This window comes from Streptomyces sp. NPDC054765 (genome assembly GCF_053612065.1).
In genome coordinates this window covers 201,241-221,739 of sequence record NZ_JBSHBP010000003.1, presented here as the reverse complement: position 1 = coordinate 221,739, position 20,499 = coordinate 201,241, and the positions used below count along the sequence as shown (strand labels likewise).

Annotated in this window: 17 protein-coding genes; 9 read left to right on the top strand and 8 right to left on the bottom strand. The window is 70.4% G+C overall.

What is annotated here, in order from left to right:
* Positions 1 to 524 precede the first annotated feature (524 nt).
* The 3 genes from ACWGJY_RS03695 (at position 525) to ACWGJY_RS03685 (ending at position 4,113) form a co-directional block, all read left to right on the top strand.
* A complete protein-coding gene (locus tag ACWGJY_RS03695) occupies positions 525 to 1,187 on the top strand; it encodes a SigE family RNA polymerase sigma factor (protein ID WP_453259151.1) in 663 nt (220 codons plus the stop codon).
* Positions 1,184 to 2,965: a hypothetical protein gene (locus ACWGJY_RS03690; RefSeq protein ID WP_453259150.1), complete on the top strand. Its 1,782-nt coding sequence runs from the start codon at positions 1,184 to 1,186 to the stop codon at positions 2,963 to 2,965. The genes ACWGJY_RS03695 and ACWGJY_RS03690 overlap by 4 nt, the downstream gene beginning before the upstream one ends.
* 119 nt (positions 2,966 to 3,084) lie before the next feature.
* Entirely contained in the window at positions 3,085 to 4,113 is a 1,029-nt protein-coding gene (locus tag ACWGJY_RS03685; RefSeq protein ID WP_453259149.1) for an SURF1 family protein, read from the top strand.
* 54 nt (positions 4,114 to 4,167) lie between these two features.
* Here ACWGJY_RS03685 and ACWGJY_RS03680 read toward each other — a convergent pair whose 3' ends face one another.
* Positions 4,168 to 4,371 carry a hypothetical protein gene (locus tag ACWGJY_RS03680; protein WP_453259228.1) on the bottom strand — a complete coding sequence of 68 codons (204 nt, stop codon included), beginning with the start codon at positions 4,369 to 4,371 and terminating at the stop codon, positions 4,168 to 4,170.
* A 36-nt stretch (positions 4,372 to 4,407) separates the two neighbouring features.
* Between ACWGJY_RS03680 and ACWGJY_RS03675 the strand changes: the two genes are divergently transcribed.
* On the top strand, positions 4,408 to 5,382 hold the full coding sequence (locus tag ACWGJY_RS03675; protein WP_453259224.1) for a cation diffusion facilitator family transporter: 975 nt from the start codon (positions 4,408 to 4,410) through the stop codon (positions 5,380 to 5,382).
* A gap of 413 nt (positions 5,383 to 5,795) precedes the next feature.
* On the opposite strand, the gene ACWGJY_RS03670 is transcribed toward ACWGJY_RS03675, so the two are convergent.
* Entirely contained in the window at positions 5,796 to 7,598 is a 1,803-nt protein-coding gene (locus ACWGJY_RS03670) for a S9 family peptidase (protein ID WP_453259223.1), read from the bottom strand.
* Between the two features lie 306 nt (positions 7,599 to 7,904).
* On the opposite strand from ACWGJY_RS03670, the gene ACWGJY_RS03665 reads away from it, so the two are divergent.
* Positions 7,905 to 8,738 carry a class I SAM-dependent methyltransferase gene (locus ACWGJY_RS03665; RefSeq protein WP_453259148.1) on the top strand — a complete coding sequence of 278 codons (834 nt, stop codon included), beginning with the start codon at positions 7,905 to 7,907 and terminating at the stop codon, positions 8,736 to 8,738.
* A 111-nt stretch (positions 8,739 to 8,849) separates the two neighbouring features.
* Here ACWGJY_RS03665 and ACWGJY_RS03660 read toward each other — a convergent pair whose 3' ends face one another.
* Positions 8,850 to 10,142, bottom strand: coding sequence for a cytochrome P450 family protein (locus tag ACWGJY_RS03660; RefSeq protein WP_453259147.1), 1,293 nt, complete (start codon positions 10,140 to 10,142; stop codon positions 8,850 to 8,852).
* 213 nt (positions 10,143 to 10,355) lie between these two features.
* Entirely contained in the window at positions 10,356 to 11,054 is a 699-nt protein-coding gene (locus ACWGJY_RS03655; protein ID WP_453259146.1) for a TetR/AcrR family transcriptional regulator, read from the bottom strand.
* 524 nt (positions 11,055 to 11,578) lie between these two features.
* On the opposite strand from ACWGJY_RS03655, the gene ACWGJY_RS03650 reads away from it, so the two are divergent.
* The 3 genes from ACWGJY_RS03650 to ACWGJY_RS03640 all read left to right on the top strand — a co-directional run bounded on the left by ACWGJY_RS03650 (position 11,579) and on the right by ACWGJY_RS03640 (position 15,938).
* Positions 11,579 to 13,675, top strand: coding sequence for a bifunctional polysaccharide deacetylase/glycosyltransferase family 2 protein (locus ACWGJY_RS03650; protein ID WP_453259145.1), 2,097 nt, complete (start codon positions 11,579 to 11,581; stop codon positions 13,673 to 13,675).
* A 147-nt stretch (positions 13,676 to 13,822) separates the two neighbouring features.
* The gene (locus tag ACWGJY_RS03645) at positions 13,823 to 15,310 is read left to right on the top strand and encodes an LCP family glycopolymer transferase (RefSeq protein ID WP_453259144.1); all 1,488 of its coding nucleotides are present in this window, start codon (positions 13,823 to 13,825) and stop codon (positions 15,308 to 15,310) included.
* Positions 15,311 to 15,551: 241 nt separating this feature from the next.
* A complete protein-coding gene (locus tag ACWGJY_RS03640; protein WP_453259143.1) occupies positions 15,552 to 15,938 on the top strand; it encodes a hypothetical protein in 387 nt (128 codons plus the stop codon).
* A gap of 134 nt (positions 15,939 to 16,072) precedes the next feature.
* Here ACWGJY_RS03640 and ACWGJY_RS03635 read toward each other — a convergent pair whose 3' ends face one another.
* Positions 16,073 to 16,834 (bottom strand): MerR family transcriptional regulator, encoded by a 762-nt coding sequence (locus tag ACWGJY_RS03635; protein WP_453259142.1) that lies wholly within the window; start codon positions 16,832 to 16,834, stop codon positions 16,073 to 16,075.
* A 295-nt stretch (positions 16,835 to 17,129) separates the two neighbouring features.
* Positions 17,130 to 17,579: a DoxX family membrane protein gene (locus ACWGJY_RS03630; protein ID WP_453259141.1), complete on the bottom strand. Its 450-nt coding sequence runs from the start codon at positions 17,577 to 17,579 to the stop codon at positions 17,130 to 17,132.
* Positions 17,580 to 17,777: 198 nt separating this feature from the next.
* On the opposite strand from ACWGJY_RS03630, the gene ACWGJY_RS03625 reads away from it, so the two are divergent.
* A complete protein-coding gene (locus ACWGJY_RS03625; protein ID WP_453259140.1) occupies positions 17,778 to 18,995 on the top strand; it encodes an amidohydrolase family protein in 1,218 nt (405 codons plus the stop codon).
* Positions 18,996 to 19,194: 199 nt separating this feature from the next.
* Here ACWGJY_RS03625 and ACWGJY_RS03620 read toward each other — a convergent pair whose 3' ends face one another.
* Entirely contained in the window at positions 19,195 to 19,995 is an 801-nt protein-coding gene (locus ACWGJY_RS03620; RefSeq protein ID WP_453259139.1) for a glycosyltransferase family 2 protein, read from the bottom strand.
* Positions 19,962 to 20,090: a hypothetical protein gene (locus tag ACWGJY_RS03615; protein WP_453259227.1), complete on the bottom strand. Its 129-nt coding sequence runs from the start codon at positions 20,088 to 20,090 to the stop codon at positions 19,962 to 19,964. Before ACWGJY_RS03615 ends, ACWGJY_RS03620 begins: the two co-directional genes overlap by 34 nt.
* Positions 20,091 to 20,499: the final 409 nt, after the last annotated feature.

The following is a 20,499-nucleotide window of genomic DNA, read 5'->3' as shown; positions in this document are numbered from 1 at the left end:
AGTACGGAATGCCGGTACGGAATACCAGTACGGGCCGATGCGGCGGATCAGGCGAGAATGCGGGGGCGGGTGCGGGGCTGCTTGTAGTGGTCCGGCGGGGTTGCCGGTACGGGCTCCGGCTGTGGAGCGGGGGGTGACGTGGCGGGATCGGCCATGATGCGGGGGGTGACTTGGCGGGATCGGCCGCCGTGCGCCGGGCGCCTGGGCGATACTTTGTCGGGCGCGTGAAGATCCTGTGAGCGAATGGCCGGTCCTCACCTCTTGATCTGGGCTGACGATCTGTTCGACCATTCCCTCCCCGCCGTACTGCAACCGGCAGTTGGCCGGGGAGCGTCTTTGTGGCTGCCCTCAGGGTGGCCCGGGATGTCCGCGGGCCGCCATGCGGGGGCCCGGGTATCGGGGTCTCTGCGTAGGGGTAATGGGGACATTCAGGAAGAGCTGGTACGCATGAGGGCATTTAATGCATCGTCAAAAGCGGTGCCTTGCGCGTACAACCCTTATAGGGGGAAGCGTGTCCAACAGGCGTGGCAGAGGTACTCGGATTCACCGTCGCCCCAGCGGGGGCAGCAGGCGCAACAGTGCGCCCGCCGCGCGCCCTTGCGCCCGGGGGCATGCCAGTGATCGCACCCTGGCCCACCACGCGCCCCGCGCAGATTCCTCCTCAGCGTGGGGACACTGACGACGCGATGGCAGCGGGCACCACAGTCGACCACCTCACCGAGACCTATCGCGCGCACTACCGCTCCCTGCTCGGTCTCGCCGCGCTGCTCCTCGACGACACCGCCTCCTGTGAGGACGTCGTCCAGGAGGCCTTCATCCGCGTGCACTCCGCGCGCGGACGGGTGCGCGAACCCGAGAAGACCCTCGCCTATCTCCGGCAGACGGTCGTCAACCTCTCGCGCTCCGCGCTGCGCCGCCGCATCCTCGGGCTCAAGCTGCTCTCCAAGCCGATGCCCGACATGGCGAGCGCCGAGGAGGGCGCCTACGACCTGCTGGAGCGGGACCAGCTGATCCAGGCGATGCGCGGTCTGCAGCGCCGGCAGCGCGAGGTGCTGGTGCTGCGCTACTTCGCCGATATGACCGAGGCGCAGGTGGCCCAGACGCTGGGCATATCGCTGGGCTCCGTCAAGGCCTACGGGTCGCGGGGCATCGCGGCGCTCCGCGTCGCGATGGAGGCTCCGGCATGAGTGGCACCACGTTCGGCCGGTTCGACCCGTTCGACCCGTTCGCCTCGTATGGCTCGTGTGGCGCGACCCGCCCGAGCAGCCCGCGCACGTCGAACGGACCGAGGAACTCGGTCATGCCGAGCAACCCGGTCACGTCGAGCAACCCGGTCACGTCGAACGGACCGAGCGACGCGATCACGCCGAGCAGGCCGCTCTCCTCCGGCACGTCGGGCAGTTCGAGCAGTTCGAGCAATGCGATCGACCCGATGAACCGGAGCGGCGCACACGGCAGCGGGCTCGGCCCGCTCAACTCGGCGCGTGGGGGCGCTCCGTACGACCCTCTGCACGATGTGGCCGTGGCCCCTGGGCTCTATGCGGCGCGTGAGGCGCAGAGCCACCCGGGCGACGAGCCGGGTGCGCACCGGCGGCGGGGCCTCGCATCCGGGCAGGGTGCGAAATCCGGCCAAGAATCCGGCAACAGCGATGACATCGGTGCCGCGGACGGCGCACCGGCCGCGGCGGAGATCGCACCGGCCGCGACGGAGAACGCACCCGCCGGCGTCGTGGGAGCACCCGCCGGCCCGCGGGGAACACCCGTCGGCGCCGGGGGCGGAGCAGACGCGGGCATGCAGGCAGCACCTGTCGTCAGCACGGGCGGAGCGGGCGCCGGGGACGGTGCCGACAGCCACGCGTACGGCAGTGATGGGCACGCCGGAGGTGGATTCGGCGGCGGCGCGGGCGGCGGTCCCGGCGACGGCCACGGCCGGAGCCACCCCACCGGCGGCTTCGGCGGCGAGGACGATCTGCGGCGGCTGTTGCAGTCCCGCGTCGGTGCCCTCGAACCGTCGCCGGACGCGCTGGAACAGCTGCGCCGCGCGGTGCCCGCCCGCCGTCAGCGCCGCCGGCATGCCGTCCTGGGCGCGGCGGCCGCGCTGCTGCTCGGCGGCACGTCCATTCCCGCCATGGTCCATGTGGCGAACCTCGCCGACAGCTCCGAGGACCGGCCCGCCAACGCGGCGAGCAGCCAGCACGCCCAGGACGGCAGCGGGGCCACACACGGCGAAGGCACCGAACAGGCCGGTCCGCAGCCGGCCGGCAGGGACGGCCGGCTGCCGGGCACGGTCATGCCGCCCGGCACGGGCAAGGTCAAGGGGAAGAACGGCGCGGGCCCCGGTGCGGGCGCCGGCACCCCCGCCCCGGACGAGACCATGGACGTCACCTCGCCGGCCTGCGGGCGCGACCAGCTCGGCCAGGGCACCAGCAAGGTCGGCACGGCGGACTCCACGGGCCGCATCTACGGCATGTTCCGGGTGGTCAACACCTCCGGCACCGCATGCTCCGTCGAGGGCGGCGGCACCCTCGGCCTGGTCGCGCAGGGCGCCACGAATCCCGACCACATCCATGTCGTCGACCACACCTCGGGCGACGAGGCCACCGGCCTGCCCGACCCGGCCACCACCCCTGACCAGCTCGTTCTCAAGCCAGGGCAGGCCTACGAGGTCAAGTTCGCCTGGATCCCGCAATCCGGCGGCGGCACCACCGGCTGCGTCAGCCCCGGCCCCTCGCCGACCCCCGCCCCCTCCAAGGACCCGGGCCAGTCGCCGGATACCGGTGCCACGGCGACGGGTGCCGGCGGCGGCCAGGCGGGCGGCGACGAGGGCGCCGGGGGCGGTGCCGCGCCCCGTGGAATCGTTCTCACCCACACACCGGAGGCCGGCGAGCCCGCCGCGGCCGACGCCAGGATCACGGATGCCTGCTCCGGAACCGTGTACCGCACCGAGGCGCTGGCGTCCCCGTAGCAGCCGACGGCCCAGGGCCCGCGGCAGGGGCGGGTCCGTGGGGAGGCGGGTCCGGGGGAGGGGCGGGCCCCGGAGGGGTCGGTGCGGCACCGCCGTACGGGCCCCGTACCTTTGAGGGTGTGTACCGGTTCCTGCTGACCCCGCGGTGGTGGGGAATCAATGTGTTCGCCCTGCTGGCGATCCCCCTCTGCATTTTCATGGGCAGCTGGCAGCTGAGCCGCTTCGAGGACCGCGTCAACACCCACCGGCAGCAGGAGCACCGCTCCGCCTCCGCAAAGGCCGCGGCGGCCCGTCCGCTGGCCGGTCTGCTGCCCGTCGACACGGTCACCTCCGGCCGGCAGGCCAGCGCCCGCGGGCACTACGACACCGCCCACCAACTGCTCGTACCGGACCGCACCTTGAAGGACCGGCACGGCGAGCAGCAGGGCTTCTATGTCCTCGACCTGCTGCGTACCGACGGCGGCAAGGCGCTGCCGGTCGTAAGGGGCTGGCTGCCCGGCGACGCCGGTGCGAAGGCCGACACGGCGAAGGTGCCCGCGCCGCCCAAGGGCGAGGTGACGGTCACCGGAGCGCTGCAGGCCTCCGAGAACCAGGGCACCGACGGCGTACAGGCCGGCGGCGGACTGCCGCCGGGCCAGCTCGGCATGATCAGCGCGGCGTCGCTCGTCAACATCGTGCCGTACGAGGTCTACGACGCCTGGATCACGCTCACCGACACCCAGGCGCCGCTGCATGCCGTCCCCCCGGCCGCCGCAGAGGGCAGCGGCCTGGACCTCAAGGCCTTCCAGAACCTCGGCTACACCGGCGAGTGGTTCGTCTTCGCCGGCTTCGTCGTCTTCATGTGGTTCCGCCTCTTCCGCCGCGATGCCGAAGCCGCCAAGGACGCGGCGCTGGGGATCGCGCCGGAGGGGGACGGGGACGGGGACGTGCAGGATTCTGAGGGCGCGGCCCGGGGTGAGGACGGGCTCCGGGACGAGGGTGCGCTCCGGGTTGAGGGCGCGCTCCGGGGTGACGCGCTCCGGGGTGAGGACGGGGACGGCGAGCAGGGCGGCGAGCGCGGCGCCGGTCAGGCCGAGGAGCAGGGCGACGGCCAGGCGGAGGAGCAGGGCGGCGGTCAAGGCGAGGCGGCGCCGGCCGGGCGGGCCTGAACCCCGACCCTGCCCCCCTTTCTGCAACGATGTTGCACCTGGTCAGAGGGCGTATCACGGCAGTAGCCGCAATCGGATCGGCGTGCCACGGTAGGCCGTATGGCAGGCAACGGCACCCACCCGCACGGCCATGATCGGGCGCACCACGACGATCACGGCCATGGCCACAGCCACGACCCTGGTTTCGGTCTCGGTCTCGGTTTCGGTCTCGGCGACGGCGACGGCGACGGCCACGGTCGGGGTCAGGGTCAGGGCCACACGCATGACTCCCGGCGTTCCGGCGGCCTGTCGCGGATCCGGCACCGGCTCGCCCACCTCGTCACCCCGCACAGCCATGCGGCCATGGACAAGGTCGATGCCGCGATGGAGACCTCGCGCGAGGGACTGCGCACCCTGTGGCTCTCGCTCGGCATCCTGGGCCTGACCAGCGTGATCCAGCTGTTGGTCGTGGCGCTGTCGGGGTCGGTGGCGCTGCTCGGCGACACGATCCACAACGGCGCCGACGCGCTGACCGCCGTTCCGCTGGGCATCGCCTTCGTCCTCGGACGCCGGGCCGCGAACCGCCGCTACACCTACGGCTACGGCCGGGCCGAGGACCTCGCGGGCGTCGCCATCGTGCTGACCATCGCCGCCTCCTCGGCGCTGGCCGCCTACGAGGCCGTGGACCGGCTGCTGAACCCTCGTGACGTCACCCATCTGTGGGCCGTGGCCGTGGCCGCTGTGATCGGGTTCACCGGCAACGAGTGGGTGGCTCGCTACCGCATCCGTACCGGCCGGAGGATCGGCTCGGCCGCACTCGTCGCCGACGGCCTGCACGCCCGTACCGACGGCTTCACCTCACTCGCCGTCCTCCTCGGTGCGGGCGGCGCGGCCCTCGGCTGGCGAGCGGCCGACCCCCTCATCGGCCTGCTGATCACCGCCGCCATCCTCATGGTGCTGCGTGATGCGGCAAGGGAGGTCTACCGGCGGCTGATGGACTGCGTCGACCCCGGACTCATCGACGCCGCCGAGACCGCACTGCGTACGGTGAACGGCGTCCGCGGCGTCGGACAGGTCCGTATGCGCTGGATCGGCCACACCTTGCGTGCCGAGGCCGATATCGTCGTCGACTCCCGTCTGACCGTGGTGCAGGCCCATGCACTCGCGGTGGCCGCAGAGCACGCCCTCATCCACGCCGTCCCCCGGCTCACGGCGGCGACCGTGCACACCGACCATACGAGCGAGGGCACTGATCCTCATGCGGCTCTGGCACATCACGCCGCTGGCTGACCTGCCCCCCGCCCCCGCCCCTCCCACCCTCCCCACCGCGGTCCCATGGCTGACGGCGGACCGGGCAGCGGTCGTGCGGCTCGCCGCAGAGGCCGCCGCCCGGCAGGCCGCCGCCCGGCAGGGGCGACGAGGGGAGGGCCACCCCCGCGTCCGTCGCGGTACGCAGCTCCCGCGAACCACCTCGCCGCGTCGCCCCTTGAGCCTCCGCGGCGCCCCGCTCCCACAGAGCACCCCGCCGCGCCCCACCACGGGCGGCACCACGGGCGCACCGCTCCCGTGGGCCACCTCGCCGTGTCACGCCGATCCACAGGGCAACCCCGCGGAGGCGCCCGTGCCGACCCGCCGCCCCTCGGACTTCCGGCCCTTACCGGACTTCTGGCCCTTACCGGCCTTACCGGCGCCCCGGTCCTCCTCTACCTCTTCTCGATCACATACCGCTGGGCGAAGTCGAGTTCCAGGCGGACCTGCTTGATGCGCTCCTCCACGACCAGGGAGCCGTGCCCGGCGTCGTAGCGGTAGACCTCGTGCGGATGGCTGCGACCCTCCAGCCGCTGGACGTAGTTCTCCACCTGCTGGATCGGGCAGCGTGGGTCGTTGACGCCCGCGGAGATATAGACCGGGGCCCGCACCGCGTCCACATATGTCAGCGGCGACGAGGCCTCGAAGCGCTCAGGGACCTCCTCGGGGGTGCCGCCGAGCAGGGTCCGGTCCATCGCCTTGAGGGCCTCCATCTCGTCGTTGTACGCCGTGACATAGTCCGCCACCGGAACTGCCGCCAGACCCACCGCCCATGCCTCCGGCTGCATACCGAGCCCCAGCAGCGTCAGATAGCCGCCCCAGGAGCCGCCGGCCAGCACCAGCCGCTCCGGGTCGGCCAGGCCGGAGGAGACCGCCCACTCGCGCACCGCGGCGATGTCCTCCAGCTCGATCAGCCCGACGCGGTGCTTGAGCGCATCCGTCCAGGCGCGGCCGTAGCCGGTCGAGCCGCGGTAGTTGACGCGTACGACCGCGAAGCCGTGGTCCACCCAGGCCGCGGGCGACGAGGCGAACGCGTCGCTGTCGTGCCAGGTCGGACCGCCGTGTATGTCGAAGACCGCCGGGAAGGGGCCCTCGCCCTCCGGCTGCTGCACCAGCGCATGGATACGGCCACCGGGACCCTCCACCCACACGTCCCGCACCGGCACCGAACCCGGCGCCTTCATACCGGGCGGGTCCAGCACCACCGTGCCGCTCGTCGAACGCACCTCCGGGGGCTGCGCCGCCGACGACCACAGGAACTCCACCGTTCCGTCCGGCCGCGCCGTCGCGCCCGAGACCGTGCCGGCCGGGGTTTCGACCCGCGTCAGCAGCGGGCGGCCGACCGGAGCGCCGGTGCTGCCCGGCTCACCCAGCTCGTAGCGCCACAGCTCGCTCCGGGCCTGGTATTCGTGCTCCACCAGCAGCGCCGACCCGTCGGGATACCAGTCGGCACCCACGTCTCCGGGCAGGTCGATCTCCAGGGCCGTTTCCGTCCCGGTCAGCGGATCCCAGATCATCGGCTCCCAGCGGCCGCGCCGTTGGTGGCCCACCAACAGCCGGGCATCCCCGTCCACCGGGGCGAAACCCATCACCGACAGGCCCAGCTCCTCGGTCCCGCCGTTGGTGTCGTCCAGCTCCGCGACCGTGGAGCCGTCGGGCCGCACGACACGGATCGCGGAGTGCATCGCATCGCCGTGCTCGGTGTGCTCGAGGGCGATCAGCGAGCCGTCCTGCGAGAGATCGCCGACGCCCGCCGACTCGCGGTGCCGGTAGATCTCCACCGGCGGCTCCCCCGGCCGTACGACATGGACCGTCGAGCCCTCCTCGTCCGTGGAGCACCCGACGACCGCCGTCCCGTCCCGGCCGATCGCCAGACCTCCCGGATACGAGGCGGCGAGGCCCGGGGTGGCCGGCTCGTCCGGGCCGCCCTCGAACGGTTGCCGCATCCAGACGCCGAACTCGTCCCCGTCGGTGTCCGAGAACCACCAGATCCACCGGCCGTCCGGCGACAGCGTGCCGTCCGTCGTGCCGTTCGGACGGTCCGTGGCCTGCCGCTGGCTGCCGGTCGCCCGGTCCCACGCGTACAGCTCGAAGGTGCCGGTGGCGTTCGAGACGAACAGGGAACGGTCCGGGGCGTCCTCGGCCCAGTCCGGCAGCCCGATCCGCGGCGCACGGAAGCGCTTCTCCCAGTCCGGCATCGCGTCGTCGGCGCCGCGGGAATCCGCCGAGCCGTCCGAGCCGTCCGAGCTGCCCGAGCCGTCCGAGCCTGTGGAACCGGCAGAGCCCGCAGAGCCTCTTGAATCCTTCGTCGCCCCGCCCGTCACCGCTATCGGCCCGGCCGAACCGGTCCTCGTCTCAGCCGTGTGGCGGGAGCCGGTCGTGGAAGGGGTCGGAGCGGTGGTGGGGCCTGGATCTGCGGTCGTCTCGTCAGTCATGGGCCCATTCTGCGCCCGGCGCCGGAAAACCGTTGGCGAGGGCCACAAGCCTGTGGATAACTTCGCCGGATGCGAAGACACACCGGCCCTGACGACTGGCGTGAGGCCAATCGTGCGAGGTGGGACGAGCGCGTCGCCATCCACACCGCCAGCGATTATTACGACCAGGACGGATTCCGCCGGGCCCGCGACGTCCTCCGTGACTTCGAGATCGCGGAGGTGGGGAATGTCACCGGCCGGTCCCTCCTCCACCTCCAGTGCCACTTCGGCCAGGACACCCTCTCCTGGGCTCACCGTGGCGCGGCCCGCGTCGTCGGCCTGGACTTCTGCGAACCCGCCATCGACACCGCCCGCGAACTGGCTGCCGAGTTCGGTTACGGTCCGGACCGCGCCACGTTCGTCGCCGCCGACATCTATGACGCCGCCGAAGCCGTCCCCGACACCGCATACGACGTCGTCTACACCGGCATCGGCGCCCTGAACTGGCTCCCGGACCTGGAGCGCTGGGCCGACACCGCCGCCTCCCTCGTCGCCCCCGGTGGCTTCCTCTACCTCGCCGAATTCCACCCGCTGTGCGATGCCCTGGACGACGAGACCGGATCGCGCATCGTCCACGACTACTTCAGCCGCGACGCCTGGGTGGACGAAACCCCCGGCACGTACACGGATTTCGACGCACCGACGGTCAACAACCGCAGCGTCGAATGGCAGCACCCGCTCGGCGATGTCGTCTCCGCCGTGGCCCGCACCGGCCTGCGCATCGACTTCCTGCACGAACACGACATGACGATGTTCCAGCGCTTCACCGCACTACGCCGCGACGACGACGGCTACCACCGCTTCCCCGGCGACCGCCCCCGCATCCCCCTCATGTACTCGCTGAAGGCAAGTCGTACCCGCTGAAGGCGAGTCGTACCCGCTGAGCACGAGGCCGGGCACCCGCCCGCGCCACGGGACTGCCGTCCGTACGGTCCCGCGGCCCTGCGCATCGGGCGCTCGTCACGGCGTGGGCGCTCAGCCCAATCGCACCGGCAGTGCATTCAGTCGCCAGTTGCCCGGCAGTGGCAACCGCTGCAGACGTTCCGGTTCGATGCCCAGTGACATGGCCGGGTAGTGCGCGAGCAGTTTGCCGAAGGCGACCTCGCCCTCCTGCTTGGCGAGTGTGGCGCCCAGGCAGTAGTGCGCCCCGTGGCCGAAACCCACATGGTTCTCGGCGTGGCCGGCGGGGTGCCGGGTCAGATCGAGACGGTCGGGGTCGGTGTAGTGGCGGGGGTCGAAGTTCGCCGCAACCAGGATGAGTTGCACGGCGTCGCCTTTGTGGATGCGAGTGCCGGCGAGGTCGACGTCGTCGGTGGCGTAACGCAGCTGGGTCATCTGCACCGGCCCGCACCAGCGCATCAGCTCATGGACGGCACGGGGGAGCAACGCCGGGTCCTCCCTGAGCAGGCGGAGCTGGTCCGGGTGGGTGAGCAGGGCCGCCGTGCCGTTGCTGATGAGGTGGGCGGTGGTCTCGTGGCCGGCGAGGACGAGTGTGAGGATCATGGTGACCATCTCGACGTCGCTGAGCCGGCCGCCGTCGTCGTCATGGGTACGGATCAGCTCGCTGAGCAGGTCGTCGGTGAGCGTGCTGCGCCGCTCCCGGACCATCTGGTGGATGTGCTCGATCATCGCCGGGAACGCGGTGGCGAGCCGGTCCGGCTGCTGGGAGACGAGGTCGGCACCCCACTCCCGCCACTGCGGGCGGTCCGCTTCGGGTATGCCGACCAGTTCGCAGATGACCGTGATCGGCAGCGGGTAGGCGAAGTGCTGGATGAGATCGACGACACCGTCCTCGGCGTATCCGGGGAGCTGGGCCAGCAGCTCATCGGCGATCTGCTCGACCCGCGGCCGCAGGCCGGTGATCTTTCGGGCCGTGAACGCCCGCGACACCAGACGGCGCAGCCGGGTGTGGTCGGGGGCGTCGTAGTTGAGAATCGATCCGAGCAGGTAGACGTGGAGGTGCTCGGGGAGGCCCAGCATGTCCATCAGCCGGGTCGCCGGGGTGTCCTCGGCCGGGTGGTCCAGGGACGGCGAGGCCGGATTGTTCACGAACCGCTGGTCGCGCAGGACTTGGCGGACCTCCTCGAAGCGCGTCACCAACCAGAGGGGTGTGTCGTCCACGAACCGGCCCCGTACGGCCGGGCCCTGCTCGCGGAGCGCGCCGTAGCCCGTGAACGGGTCGGCGAGCAGCGCCGGTTCCATCACATTCGGCTCGCCCGGGTGTTTCCCGACGTGCGCGGCGAACGGAGAGGTGGGTGATGCCGACATCTTTCGTTCTCCTCCGGGTTGGGAGTCGTTCTGGGAGTCGGGTGGGAAGTCGGTAGGGAGCCGAGGGGAGGGGCGGAGGGCGGGGCGGAAGGGGAAGAGGTGGCGGAAGGGGCAGGGGCCCGACACGGGCGGCGGTGGCGGTGGTGGTGGTGGCGAAGGCCGGCCGTGGTGAAGGCCGGCCGCGGCCAGAACCGGCCATGGCTGTGGAAGCGGTCAGTCACGTACCTGCCGGCGCATCTCGCGGGTGGTGAGCTCCCCCATGCGTTCGTAGAGCGCGATGACCTCCGGCGCGGCTGCGGCGGCTGCGGCCTCGGGGGCGGGTGAGGTTTCCAGCGCGCTGCGGATCGTTCGGGCGAGTACATCGGCGCGCACCTCGGGGGCGGCCGGGGCGCGGCCGACGAGCAGGGCCTCGGCCGTGAAGAAGCCGGCGGCCGTGGCCAGCAAGGCGTATTGCTGGTGGTGCACCTCGAGGTCGTCGCGCACCAGGCCGTGTTCGCGCAGCACTTCGAGGTGGCGGCGCAGCAACCGGTCGCCCTCGGCGATCAGCTCCGCGAGCTCCCTCTTCGCGGTGTCGTGGAGCCGGCCGAGGACATCGACGTCGTCGGTGTACAGGGCGCGCAGTACCGGTTCGCCCAGGAAGTCACGGAAGCGGCAGCGCAGCATCCGGCTCGGCAGGATCTCCAGCGGGTCGGCGCGCATCCGGACCAACTGCCCCTGATGGCTGCGTAATTGCGCCTCCAGTACGACGGCCAGAAACAGCGCGTCCTTGGTCTTCCAGTGGAGGTAGACCGTGCCTTTGCCGACCTTGGCGCGCCGGGCGATCTCGTCGATCGTCACCCGGCCGTAGCCCCAGGCGAGCAGCAACTCCCCGGCCACTTCGAGGATGCGCTCGCGACGTTCCCCCCGGTCCATGGACCGCCCCCCATGACTCCGTGACCAGATTTCGTATCCGGTCACACAGTCAAAATTAAGGTCCGGCGGAGCCAGGCGATAAGGGTTTTTCCGGCCAGGAGCCCGGACGGCGAGCGCCCCCGCGTCCGCGTCGCGATGAGGCGACGTCAGATGTAACCACCCTCTCAGGCGGCGGTGGCAAAACTCCGCGGGGCGGAGGGGGCAATACCGGGCAAGATGACCGCGGATAATCCCCTGACCTGGCCAAATACGCGTGGAGGGCGGGGTGGGGGCAGTACACCGGAGTCTTGTCACCGAGGCGAGAGATCTTGGAATTGAGCCGCTGAACCGGATAGGTGATGAGTACACTCGCCGACCATGTGTGAGGCCAGCCGGAAAACGAAACGGCATAAAAAACGTATTTCTCAGCCATGTGCCGACGTTTCCGTCCGGCACGGAAAGGTCCTGCGGAACCCGGCCGCCGCTGCCGGACGCGCCCCGAGACTCACCGCACCGGCCCCGGCCGAGGCCACCCCGGTCTCGACGTGAGGCGCCGCGCCAACCGGGGCCGGCATGCGCAGTCCCGGGACCCGCGCGGCCACTGGCTGCTGCTGAGCGTCTTACTTCCCCTGGCGTTCGGCGCCCTGCTGTTCGAAGGCTGGACCACGCACGAGGTCGACGCCGCCAAGACCCGGAGCGACTGCACCGAACCGGTGCCCAGGGCGGTGGACAAGGGCGGCCCGGTGGTACGCCTCACCGGCGGCACCGTGCGGTCCGCCGCGATGCCCGCCCGTACCGTGGCGCTCACCTACGACGGGGGCCCCGACCCCGTATGGACACCACGCCTGCTCGACCTGCTGCGCAGACACCATGCGCACGCCACCTTCTTCCTGTACGGCGCCCAGGCCGCCAAATACCCCGACCTCGTACGGCGGATCCGGGACGAGGGTCATGAGATCGGCTCGAACACCTACACCGGCGCGGTCATGGGCTCGGCATCGCCCCTCCGCGCCCGGCTGGAACTCTCCCTCACGCAGAAAGCGCTGGCGGGCACGGCGGGCATCCACACCAAGCTGCTGAGGCTGCCCCGGACCACCGCGGTGGACACGATGTGCGGCGCGGAGTGGAAGGCTGCCCGGCACGCCGGCGCGGAGGGCTACACCCTGGTCGCCGCCGACCGGTGGTTCCGTAAACCGTCGCAAGGCGTGATCCGGCAGTTCAGCCAGACCGACACCGCCTACCAAGAGACCGAAAAGCTGCTCGGCAACCCGGACGTGCAGAAGTTCACCACCGTGACGTCCGGGACCGGACTGGCCGCGGCCGAGACGCCGGTCTCCCCCGTCGAGCGCGGGGTGGGTACGGCCCTGGTCTGGGCGAGGGCCGTCGGGTACGCCTTTGTGCACGGTATGACCTGGGTGCTGGGCATCGCCGGCGCGCTGGGGGTGCTGCGGCTGGCCTCGCTCGTCTTCTTCGCTCGGGCCCATGTCCGGCGGCTCACGCGTTTCCGCCCCGGCTCCCCCTGGCTGCGGGAGGTCACCGACCCGGTGGCGGTCCTCGTTCCCGCCTACAACGAAGCGGCCGGCATCGAGTCCACCGTCCGTTCGCTGCTCGCTTCCAGCCACCCGCACCTGCAGGTCATCGTGATCGACGACGGGTCGACGGACGGCACGGCGGACATCGCCTCCCGGATCGGCGATCCCCGCGTGGAGGTGATCCGCCAGCTCAACGCGGGCAAGGCGGCCGCTCTCAACACCGGACTGAGCCATGCCCGCTACGACATCGTGGTCATGGTCGACGCCGACACCGTCTTCGAACCGGACGCCATCTACCGGCTGATCCAGCCACTGGCGCACCCGGCCGTGGGTGCGGTCAGCGGAAACACCAAGGTCGGCAACCGCCGCCGCCTGCTGGGCAGGTGGCAGCACCTGGAGTACGTCTTCGGGTTCAATCTCGACCGGCGGATGTTCGAAGTGCTGGAGTGCATGCCGACCGTCCCCGGCGCCATCGGCGCTTTCCGCCGCGACGCGCTGATGGGCGTCGGCGGCGTCAGCGAAGAGACCCTCGCCGAGGACACCGACCTCACCATGGCCCTGTGGCAGGCGGGCTGGCGGGTCGTCTACGAGGAGTCCGCGATCGCCTGGACCGAGGTGCCCACCTCGCTGCGCCAGTTGTGGCGGCAGCGGTACCGCTGGTGTTACGGCACGCTCCAGGCCATGTGGAAGCACCGCCGTGCGGTGGTCGAAATGGGCCCGGCCGGACGCTTCGGACGCCGCGGGCTGAGCTATCTCGCCCTCTTCCAGGTCGTCCTGCCGCTGTTCGCGCCGATCGTCGACGTCTTCGCCCTGTACGGGGCGCTGTTCCGCGGCCCGGTACTCTCGGCCGGCGTATGGGTCGCCTTCCTGGCCCTCCAGCTGGCCTGCGCCGGATACGCCTTGCGGCTCGACGGCGAGCCGGTGAGGTCGCTCTGGGCGATGCCGTTCCAACTGTTCATCTACCGGCAGCTGATGTACCTCGTGGTCATCCAGTCCGTGGTGGCCTTCCTGCTCGGCACCAGGCTCAAGTGGCAGCGCATGCACCGTTCCGGCACCGCCGCCCAGCACATCGGGCAGCCGGTTGCGTATCAGAGCCTGTCCTCGCAATGAGAGCCGGAAGAGCCTCCCGGGGGGCTCGTCCGCTGCCGGGCCGGGCGGCTCTCGGGTTCTGTTGACGGCCCCTGGCCACACCCCGTTCGGTTGTGCAGATCCAAGTACCATTTGGTGAAGAGGACATGACAGTGCAGACTTCCGCGCATGACTGATTGGCTGGACGAGCCGCCCGATCACGACTGGCGGGGCGGCGAAGCGGGGACGGCGCACCTCAACACCGGGCAGGTGTGGCCCCAGGCCGGACACCCGCCCCGGACGCACCCGGCACGCTCGATGAACAGCCCCCCGCACAGCGCCCGTTCGCCTGCGCCGCCGCCCCGGGGTCTGTACAACGGTCCCTCGGGTCCGTACGACGGCCCCCGTGGTCTGTACGACGGTCCCCCGAGTCCGTACGACGGTCCCCCGAGTCCGTACGACGGTCCCCCGAGTCCGTACGACCGTGGTCTGTACGACGGTCCCCCGAGTCCGTACGACGGTCCATCGGGTCCGTACAACGGCCCCCCGAGTCCGTACAACGGGCCCCCGGCCCCGTACAACGGCCCCACCGGCCCGGACGCCACCCGCACGGGGCCGGGCCACGGCCGTACCGGCCCGGGTAACGGCCGTGCCCGCAGGGGCCGGCGGGCCAACGGCCGGTCCCGTCGGCGCCGCCGCATCACGCGACTGGTGATCCTCCTGGCCACCGTGCTGACCACCGGCTCCCTGGGCACCTACGTCTGGGCCGACACCAAACTCAATCGCGAGGTCGATCTCGGCAAGATCGCGGACCGGATGCCCCAGGGCCGGGGAACCAACTACCTGATCGTGGGCTCCGACAGCCGTGTGGGCCTGTCCGAGCAGGCCAAGAAGGATCTGCACACCGGCGGCTCGGCCGACGCGGGCCGCCGCACCGACTCGATGATCCTGCTGCACACCGGCGTCCACGGCACGACGATGGTGAGTCTGCCGCGCGACTCGTGGGTGACCATCCCGCCGTACATCCGCCCCGACACCGGCAAGCACTACCGCGCGTCGAAGAACAAGCTCAACGCGGCATTCTCGTTCGGCGGCCCCGATCTGCTCGTCCGGACCATCGAGCACAACACGGGCATGCACGTCGACCACTACACGGAGATCGGCTTCGCCGGATTCGTGGGCATCGTGAACGCGGTCGGCGGCGTGCCGATCTGCCTGGACAAGGACGTCAGGGACGAGAAGTCGGGCGAGAACCTGAAGAAGGGCTGCCACACCCTCGACGGCCGCACCGCGCTCGCCTTCGTCCGCCAACGCCACCAGGAGGCCAAGGGCGATCTGGGGCGCAGCCAGAACCAGCAGAAGTTCCTGGCCGCCCTCGCCCACAAGGCCGCCACACCGGGCATCCTGCTCGACCCGACCAAGGTCTACCCGACCATGAGCGCCGGGCTCGGCACGCTCATCGTGGACAAGGACACCGGCCTGCCCAATCTCACCTCCCTGTTCAAGGCGATGAAGGGCGTCACGACAGGCGACGGCAAGCGCCTCAACGTCCCGGTGTCGAACCTCGGCTTCCACACCCCCAAGGGCAGCGTCGTGAAGTGGAACGCCCCGAAGGCGAAGCAGCTCTTCACGGAGCTGAGCGACGACAGCCCCGTGACCTTCCACGAGAAGAACTGACGTGCCGCACGCCACGCTCCCCACACCGCATGCCGCATGCCGCGCGCCCCACTCCCCACCCCCCCCACACACACCACCGCACGCCCCGCACCCGCGCCCCGGAGCTCCCCGAGGTGCCGGTACCGAGGCAAGTCAAGATCAAGATCAACTAGGGTGCTTTTCGGCCTCGCTGTGTGAGCACTGTGCCCGAGGCCACCGCATCTTCTGACACCCCAAGCGAAGACAGGGAGCTCCCCCCACAATGAAGCGATCACGCATATGGCGCGCCCTGACCGTGGCCGGTGCCGTCGTTCTGAGCGGCGTCGCCACCACTCCTGCCGCGCACGCCGCAGCCTCCGCGTGCAGTCATGACTGGTCGGGCCCGCAGATCTGCCTCACGACCTCCGGACAGTCCGGTTCGCCCAACCCCGGTGTAGTGACCACCGCTTGGACGAACCCGCCCAAGAGCCGGAAGACGGCCACCGTCTACATCTCAGCACCGCAGCACCACTACACCATCACGGCCAAGCGCTCCGGTGGCCAGATCATCGGCCGCACCGTCCCGACCAATACCGGCGAGGGAAAGCTCTGCGTCAGGTACAAGGGCAGCTCCCACACGGCCTGTGTGGACCTGATCAACCGCCTCTGACTGCCGTTTCGCGACGGATGTCATGACGCCACGACGCCACGGCGCCACGGCGCCACGACGCCACGGCGCCATGACCTCATGACGGCGGCTCGGCGGCTTCCTCCCGAAGGCGCCGAGCCGTTGTGCGCAGCCGGTCAGCGCAGCCGGGCATCGGCGTAGACGACCATCGCGTCGCGCTGGTAGACGGCCAGCCCGTCGGCGATCTTGTCGTAGTTCGCGCGGAACCGCGGGTCGTCGACGTAGGTCTGTCCCAGTCCCTTGTACGCGGTCGCGTTCGGGGTCCAGAACCGGCAGACGCCCTGGTAGTGGGCGTCCAATTCGGCCTGCACCGCAGGATCGGCGACCGGTGTGCCCCCCACCATGAACTCCGCGATGCGAATCATCTGCGCCGTCACCTCACGCTGCCACTGCTCCTGGTCCTCGGCGGTCATCGTCTCGATGGCCTGACGGGACTGCTCCCACGCCTCGGGCCACCGCTCTTGCACCTCGGCCTCAGCGGGGGAGGGCTCGAATCCCTCGAACAGGTTCTCCGGTCTGTTGATCTTTGCCATGCCGCTGTCGTCCTCGTCTCCTTCGAGTGCGGCGATGGTCCGCCCGACCGTGCGGACCAGCGTCTCCAGCCGGTCCCGCTCCGCCAGGAGCCGCCGGTGGTGTTGGCGTAGCACGGCCACCCGATCGACCTGGCGGTCCAGAACCGCCTGGATCTCGCGCAGTCCCAGGCCCAACTCCCGCATCAGCAGGATCTGCTGCAGCCGCAGCAGCTCTGCCTCCTCGTAGTAGCGGTGCCCGTTACTTCCGATACGGGCGGGCGGCAGCAGACCGATCTCGTCGTAATGCCGCAGCGTGCGGGATGTCACCCCGGACATCCGGGCCACATCCGCGATCGACCAGGCCATTGCCGTGCCTCCCATCGCCGGACCGGTCTCTCCGGCCGTACGGACGACCGTAGAAGTTGACGCAGCGGAAACCGCAAGTCGGAGCGCGCCGGCCGACGGATGTGCCGGCCGACGGATGTGCCGGCTGACGGGCGTGCCGGCTGACGGGCGTGCCGGCTGACGGGCGTGCCGGCTGACGGGCGTGCCGGCTGACCGACGTGCCGGCCGCCGCAACGTGCCGGCCGACCGCTGGAACATGCCTGCCCCATCGGCCGGATCGGCACCGCCGATGCCCCCTCCAAAGCCGCTGACCTGACTACAGAAAGAGCCCCCAGACGCCGTCGAGCGACCAGCTTTGCCAGCTCATGGCGCACAGCGAGGCGGCAGAGACCAACATCATCATCAGGTTCTGCCCCTGCTCCGCCCAGTCGTGGATCATCAGCACGAGGTAGATCAGGTTGAGCACCAAACCCGCGACCAGGGCTATCGGTGTCAGGAAGCCCACGATCAGTCCGAGCCCGAGAGCCAGCTCCGCGTAGGCGACGAGGTAGGCCATCAGCCGGGGGCGGGGCTTCACGAACCGGTCGAAGCTCGTGCGCACCGCGGGCCATCGGTGTTCGGCCGCGATGCCGGCGGCCCAGGTGATGCCGCCACCGGCGAACCACGTCTTCTTGTCCTTGTGGCGCCAGCTCTCCAGCCACCACAGCCCCAGGCCGATACGGAGGACGGCGAACCACTCGGCACCGTTGAGCCAGATCGTTTGCATGCTGTCCCCTCGACTCATCCACCAAATCTGACGAAGTGTCAGTTCAGCGCCAGTTCAGCGGACCTCGGGCGATCTCGCAAGAGGGAGAGTTCCCGGCCGCGCCTTGTCGTCGCAGGGGTGAGCCCATAACCTCGAAACTGATGGAGCGTCAGATTTCGGTCCGGGCGTGACACACCGGCGGGCAGTTGGGGGTACAGCGTGATCAGCAACGAGAGCGGCACGGCGGAGCTTCCCAGGATCATCAGCGTGGACGATCACGTGATCGAGCCCGCGCACCTCTTCGAGACCTGGCTTCCGAAGAAGTACCAGGACAGGGGACCGAAGCCCTTCACCGCAGGCATCGGCGAGCTGGCGTACGTCGGCGGAAAGTACCGGTTCACCACGGACCCCGAGGGCCAGATCACGGACTGGTGGGAGTACGAGGGGCTGATCTTCCCGTACAAGCGCATCATCGCCGCCGTGGGCTTCTCCCGCGACGAGATGACGCTGGACGGGATCACCCGGGAGCAGATGCGGCGCGGGTGCTGGGACCCGAAGGCCCGGCTGGCGGACATGGACGTCAATCACGTGGAGGCATCGCTCTGCTTCCCGACGTTCCCGCGCTTTTGCGGGCAGACCTTCGCGGAGGCCGAGGACAAGGAGGTCGGGCTCGCCTGCGTCCGGGCCTACAACGACTGGATGGTGGAGGAGTGGTGCGGGGACAGCGGCGGCCGGCTGATTCCGCTGTGCCTCATCCCGCTGTGGGACATCGACCTGGCGGTCGCCGAGATCCGGCGCAATGCCGCTCGCGGGGTGCGGGCGGTGACCTTCAGCGAGATCCCTACGTACCTGGGGCTGCCGTCCATCCACTCCGGGTACTGGGACCCGTTCTTCGCGGCGTGCGAGGAAACCGGGACGGTCGTGAACATGCATATCGGGTCGTCGTCACAGATGCCGGCGGCGTCGCCGGACGCACCGCCCGCCGTGCAGGCTTCGCTGAGCTTCAACAACGCGATGGCCTCGATGATGGACTTCCTCTTCAGCGGCGTCCTCGTGAAGTTCCCACGGCTGAAGCTCGCGTACAGCGAGGGGCAGATGGGGTGGATCCCGTACGCACTGGAGCGTGCCGACGACGTCTGGGAGGAGCACCGGGCGTGGGGCGGGGTGAAGGACCTGATCCCCGAGCCGCCGTCGTCGTACTACTACCGGCAGATCTTCTGCTGCTTCTTCCGCGACAGACACGGCATCGAATCGATCGGGACCGTGGGCGTCGACAATGCCACCTTCGAGACCGACTACCCGCACGTCGACTCGACATGGCCGCACACGAAGCAGGTGGCGGCCGAGCATGTGGCGGGTCTGCCCGAGGACGTGACGTACAAGATCATGCGCGGCAATGCCATCCGGATGCTGGAACTTCCCTTCGACCAGGCCTGACCGGCTGCACCGTGCACCCCGGTTGCACCGTGCACCCCGGTTGCACCATGCACCCCGGGTACGCCAAGCACCCCGGCTGGACCATGCACCCCGGGTACGCCACGGACACTGGCCGCACCACGCGCACCGATCCCGTCCGGCACCGTGCCACGTCGTGGTCCGGGTCGTCCACGAGGCGCCGGTCAAGGGGTGGTGCGGATCAACCGCCGGCGGGGTAACGCCACTCGAAGCGCGCGAGCTGCCGCGCCCTGGCTTCCACGACCGCCATACGGGCAGCGCGCTCGGCGGTGTCGGTGTGGGAGGCCTGGCTCGTCGCCTGGCCGGTCCACTTGCGGTAGTGGAGCCCGACCTCGGAGGAGAACCAGCCACGGCTCGTGGCATTCAGGGCGAGCAGCAGCCCCGTGTCCTCCGAAGCCGGCAGGGCCATCCACCCGCCCAGGGCGACGAGCAGGTCGCGGCGGACGAACAGCGTCGCCGGGTGGACCTGGGCGCGGTAACCATGCGCCGTCCAGAAGTCGAGCACGGCTCCCCGCTCGATCGGCCCCGGCTCCGGGTCGCCGGGAAAGCCGGCCGTGGAACCGTCGGGCAGCAGATCGAGGGCGCGTGACGTCGCCCAGCCGAGGCCGCTGTCGGCTTCGAGGGCGGCCAGGTCGCGGGCCAGCGCTCCGGGTGGCATCTGGTCGTCGGCGTCCAGGACCTTGATGTACTCGCCGTCCGCGTGCGCGAGGGCGATGGTGCGGGCAACGCCGGGACCGCCGGGCCGTCCTTGCCGGAAGGTCACCCGCGCGTCATCGGGGACGTGCGGGGCGACCTCTTCGCTCTGCCCGTCCTCCTGGATGACCCACTGCCACTCCCATCCGTCGGGGAGCTCCTGCCGGCAGAGCGAGTGATAGGCCTCCGGCAGGTAGTGCGCCGACGGTGCATGGACGGCAGTGATGATGATGATGATGCGCCGGCGCACGGCACTCACCACCTCTCCAGGGCGAGTGGTGAACCGCATGTCCGTGCGGTCGCCGGCTTCAGCCGGCCGGCGCCGAGGGACTGCCGCAGCGCGTCCGCGATCCGCTCACCTGCCACTGCGACTGCGCCTGCCACTGCGCCTGCGCCTGCCTCTGCCACTGCCATGGGTGCTCACCGTTCCGTTCCTTGGCGCCCTGGCCGGCGGGCCGGCGGGACGGCATCAGCCTATGACTCCTCAAGAGGTGTTGACGGGTGGGGAGACGTTCTTCGTGGTCCGTGCAGCTCATGAAGAGAGGGGGAGTGGCGCGCCGCCCTGACCCGTTGTTTCTTCGGAAGGGGGACGGGGTGTGAACCCACGGCCTTTTCTTCCCGAATTCTTCCCGAACGGGTCCGGACGAGAGGCCGGCACCTGACGGACCGGAGTGAGCGGGCTGACTTAGCCGTCCCGTTCCCGTCCCGTTCCCGTTTCCCGTTCCTGCTGTTCATGTTCTGCGCAGGGCATGAAAGCGCCCGATCGCTGGCGACGGGGGATGCACCAGCGATC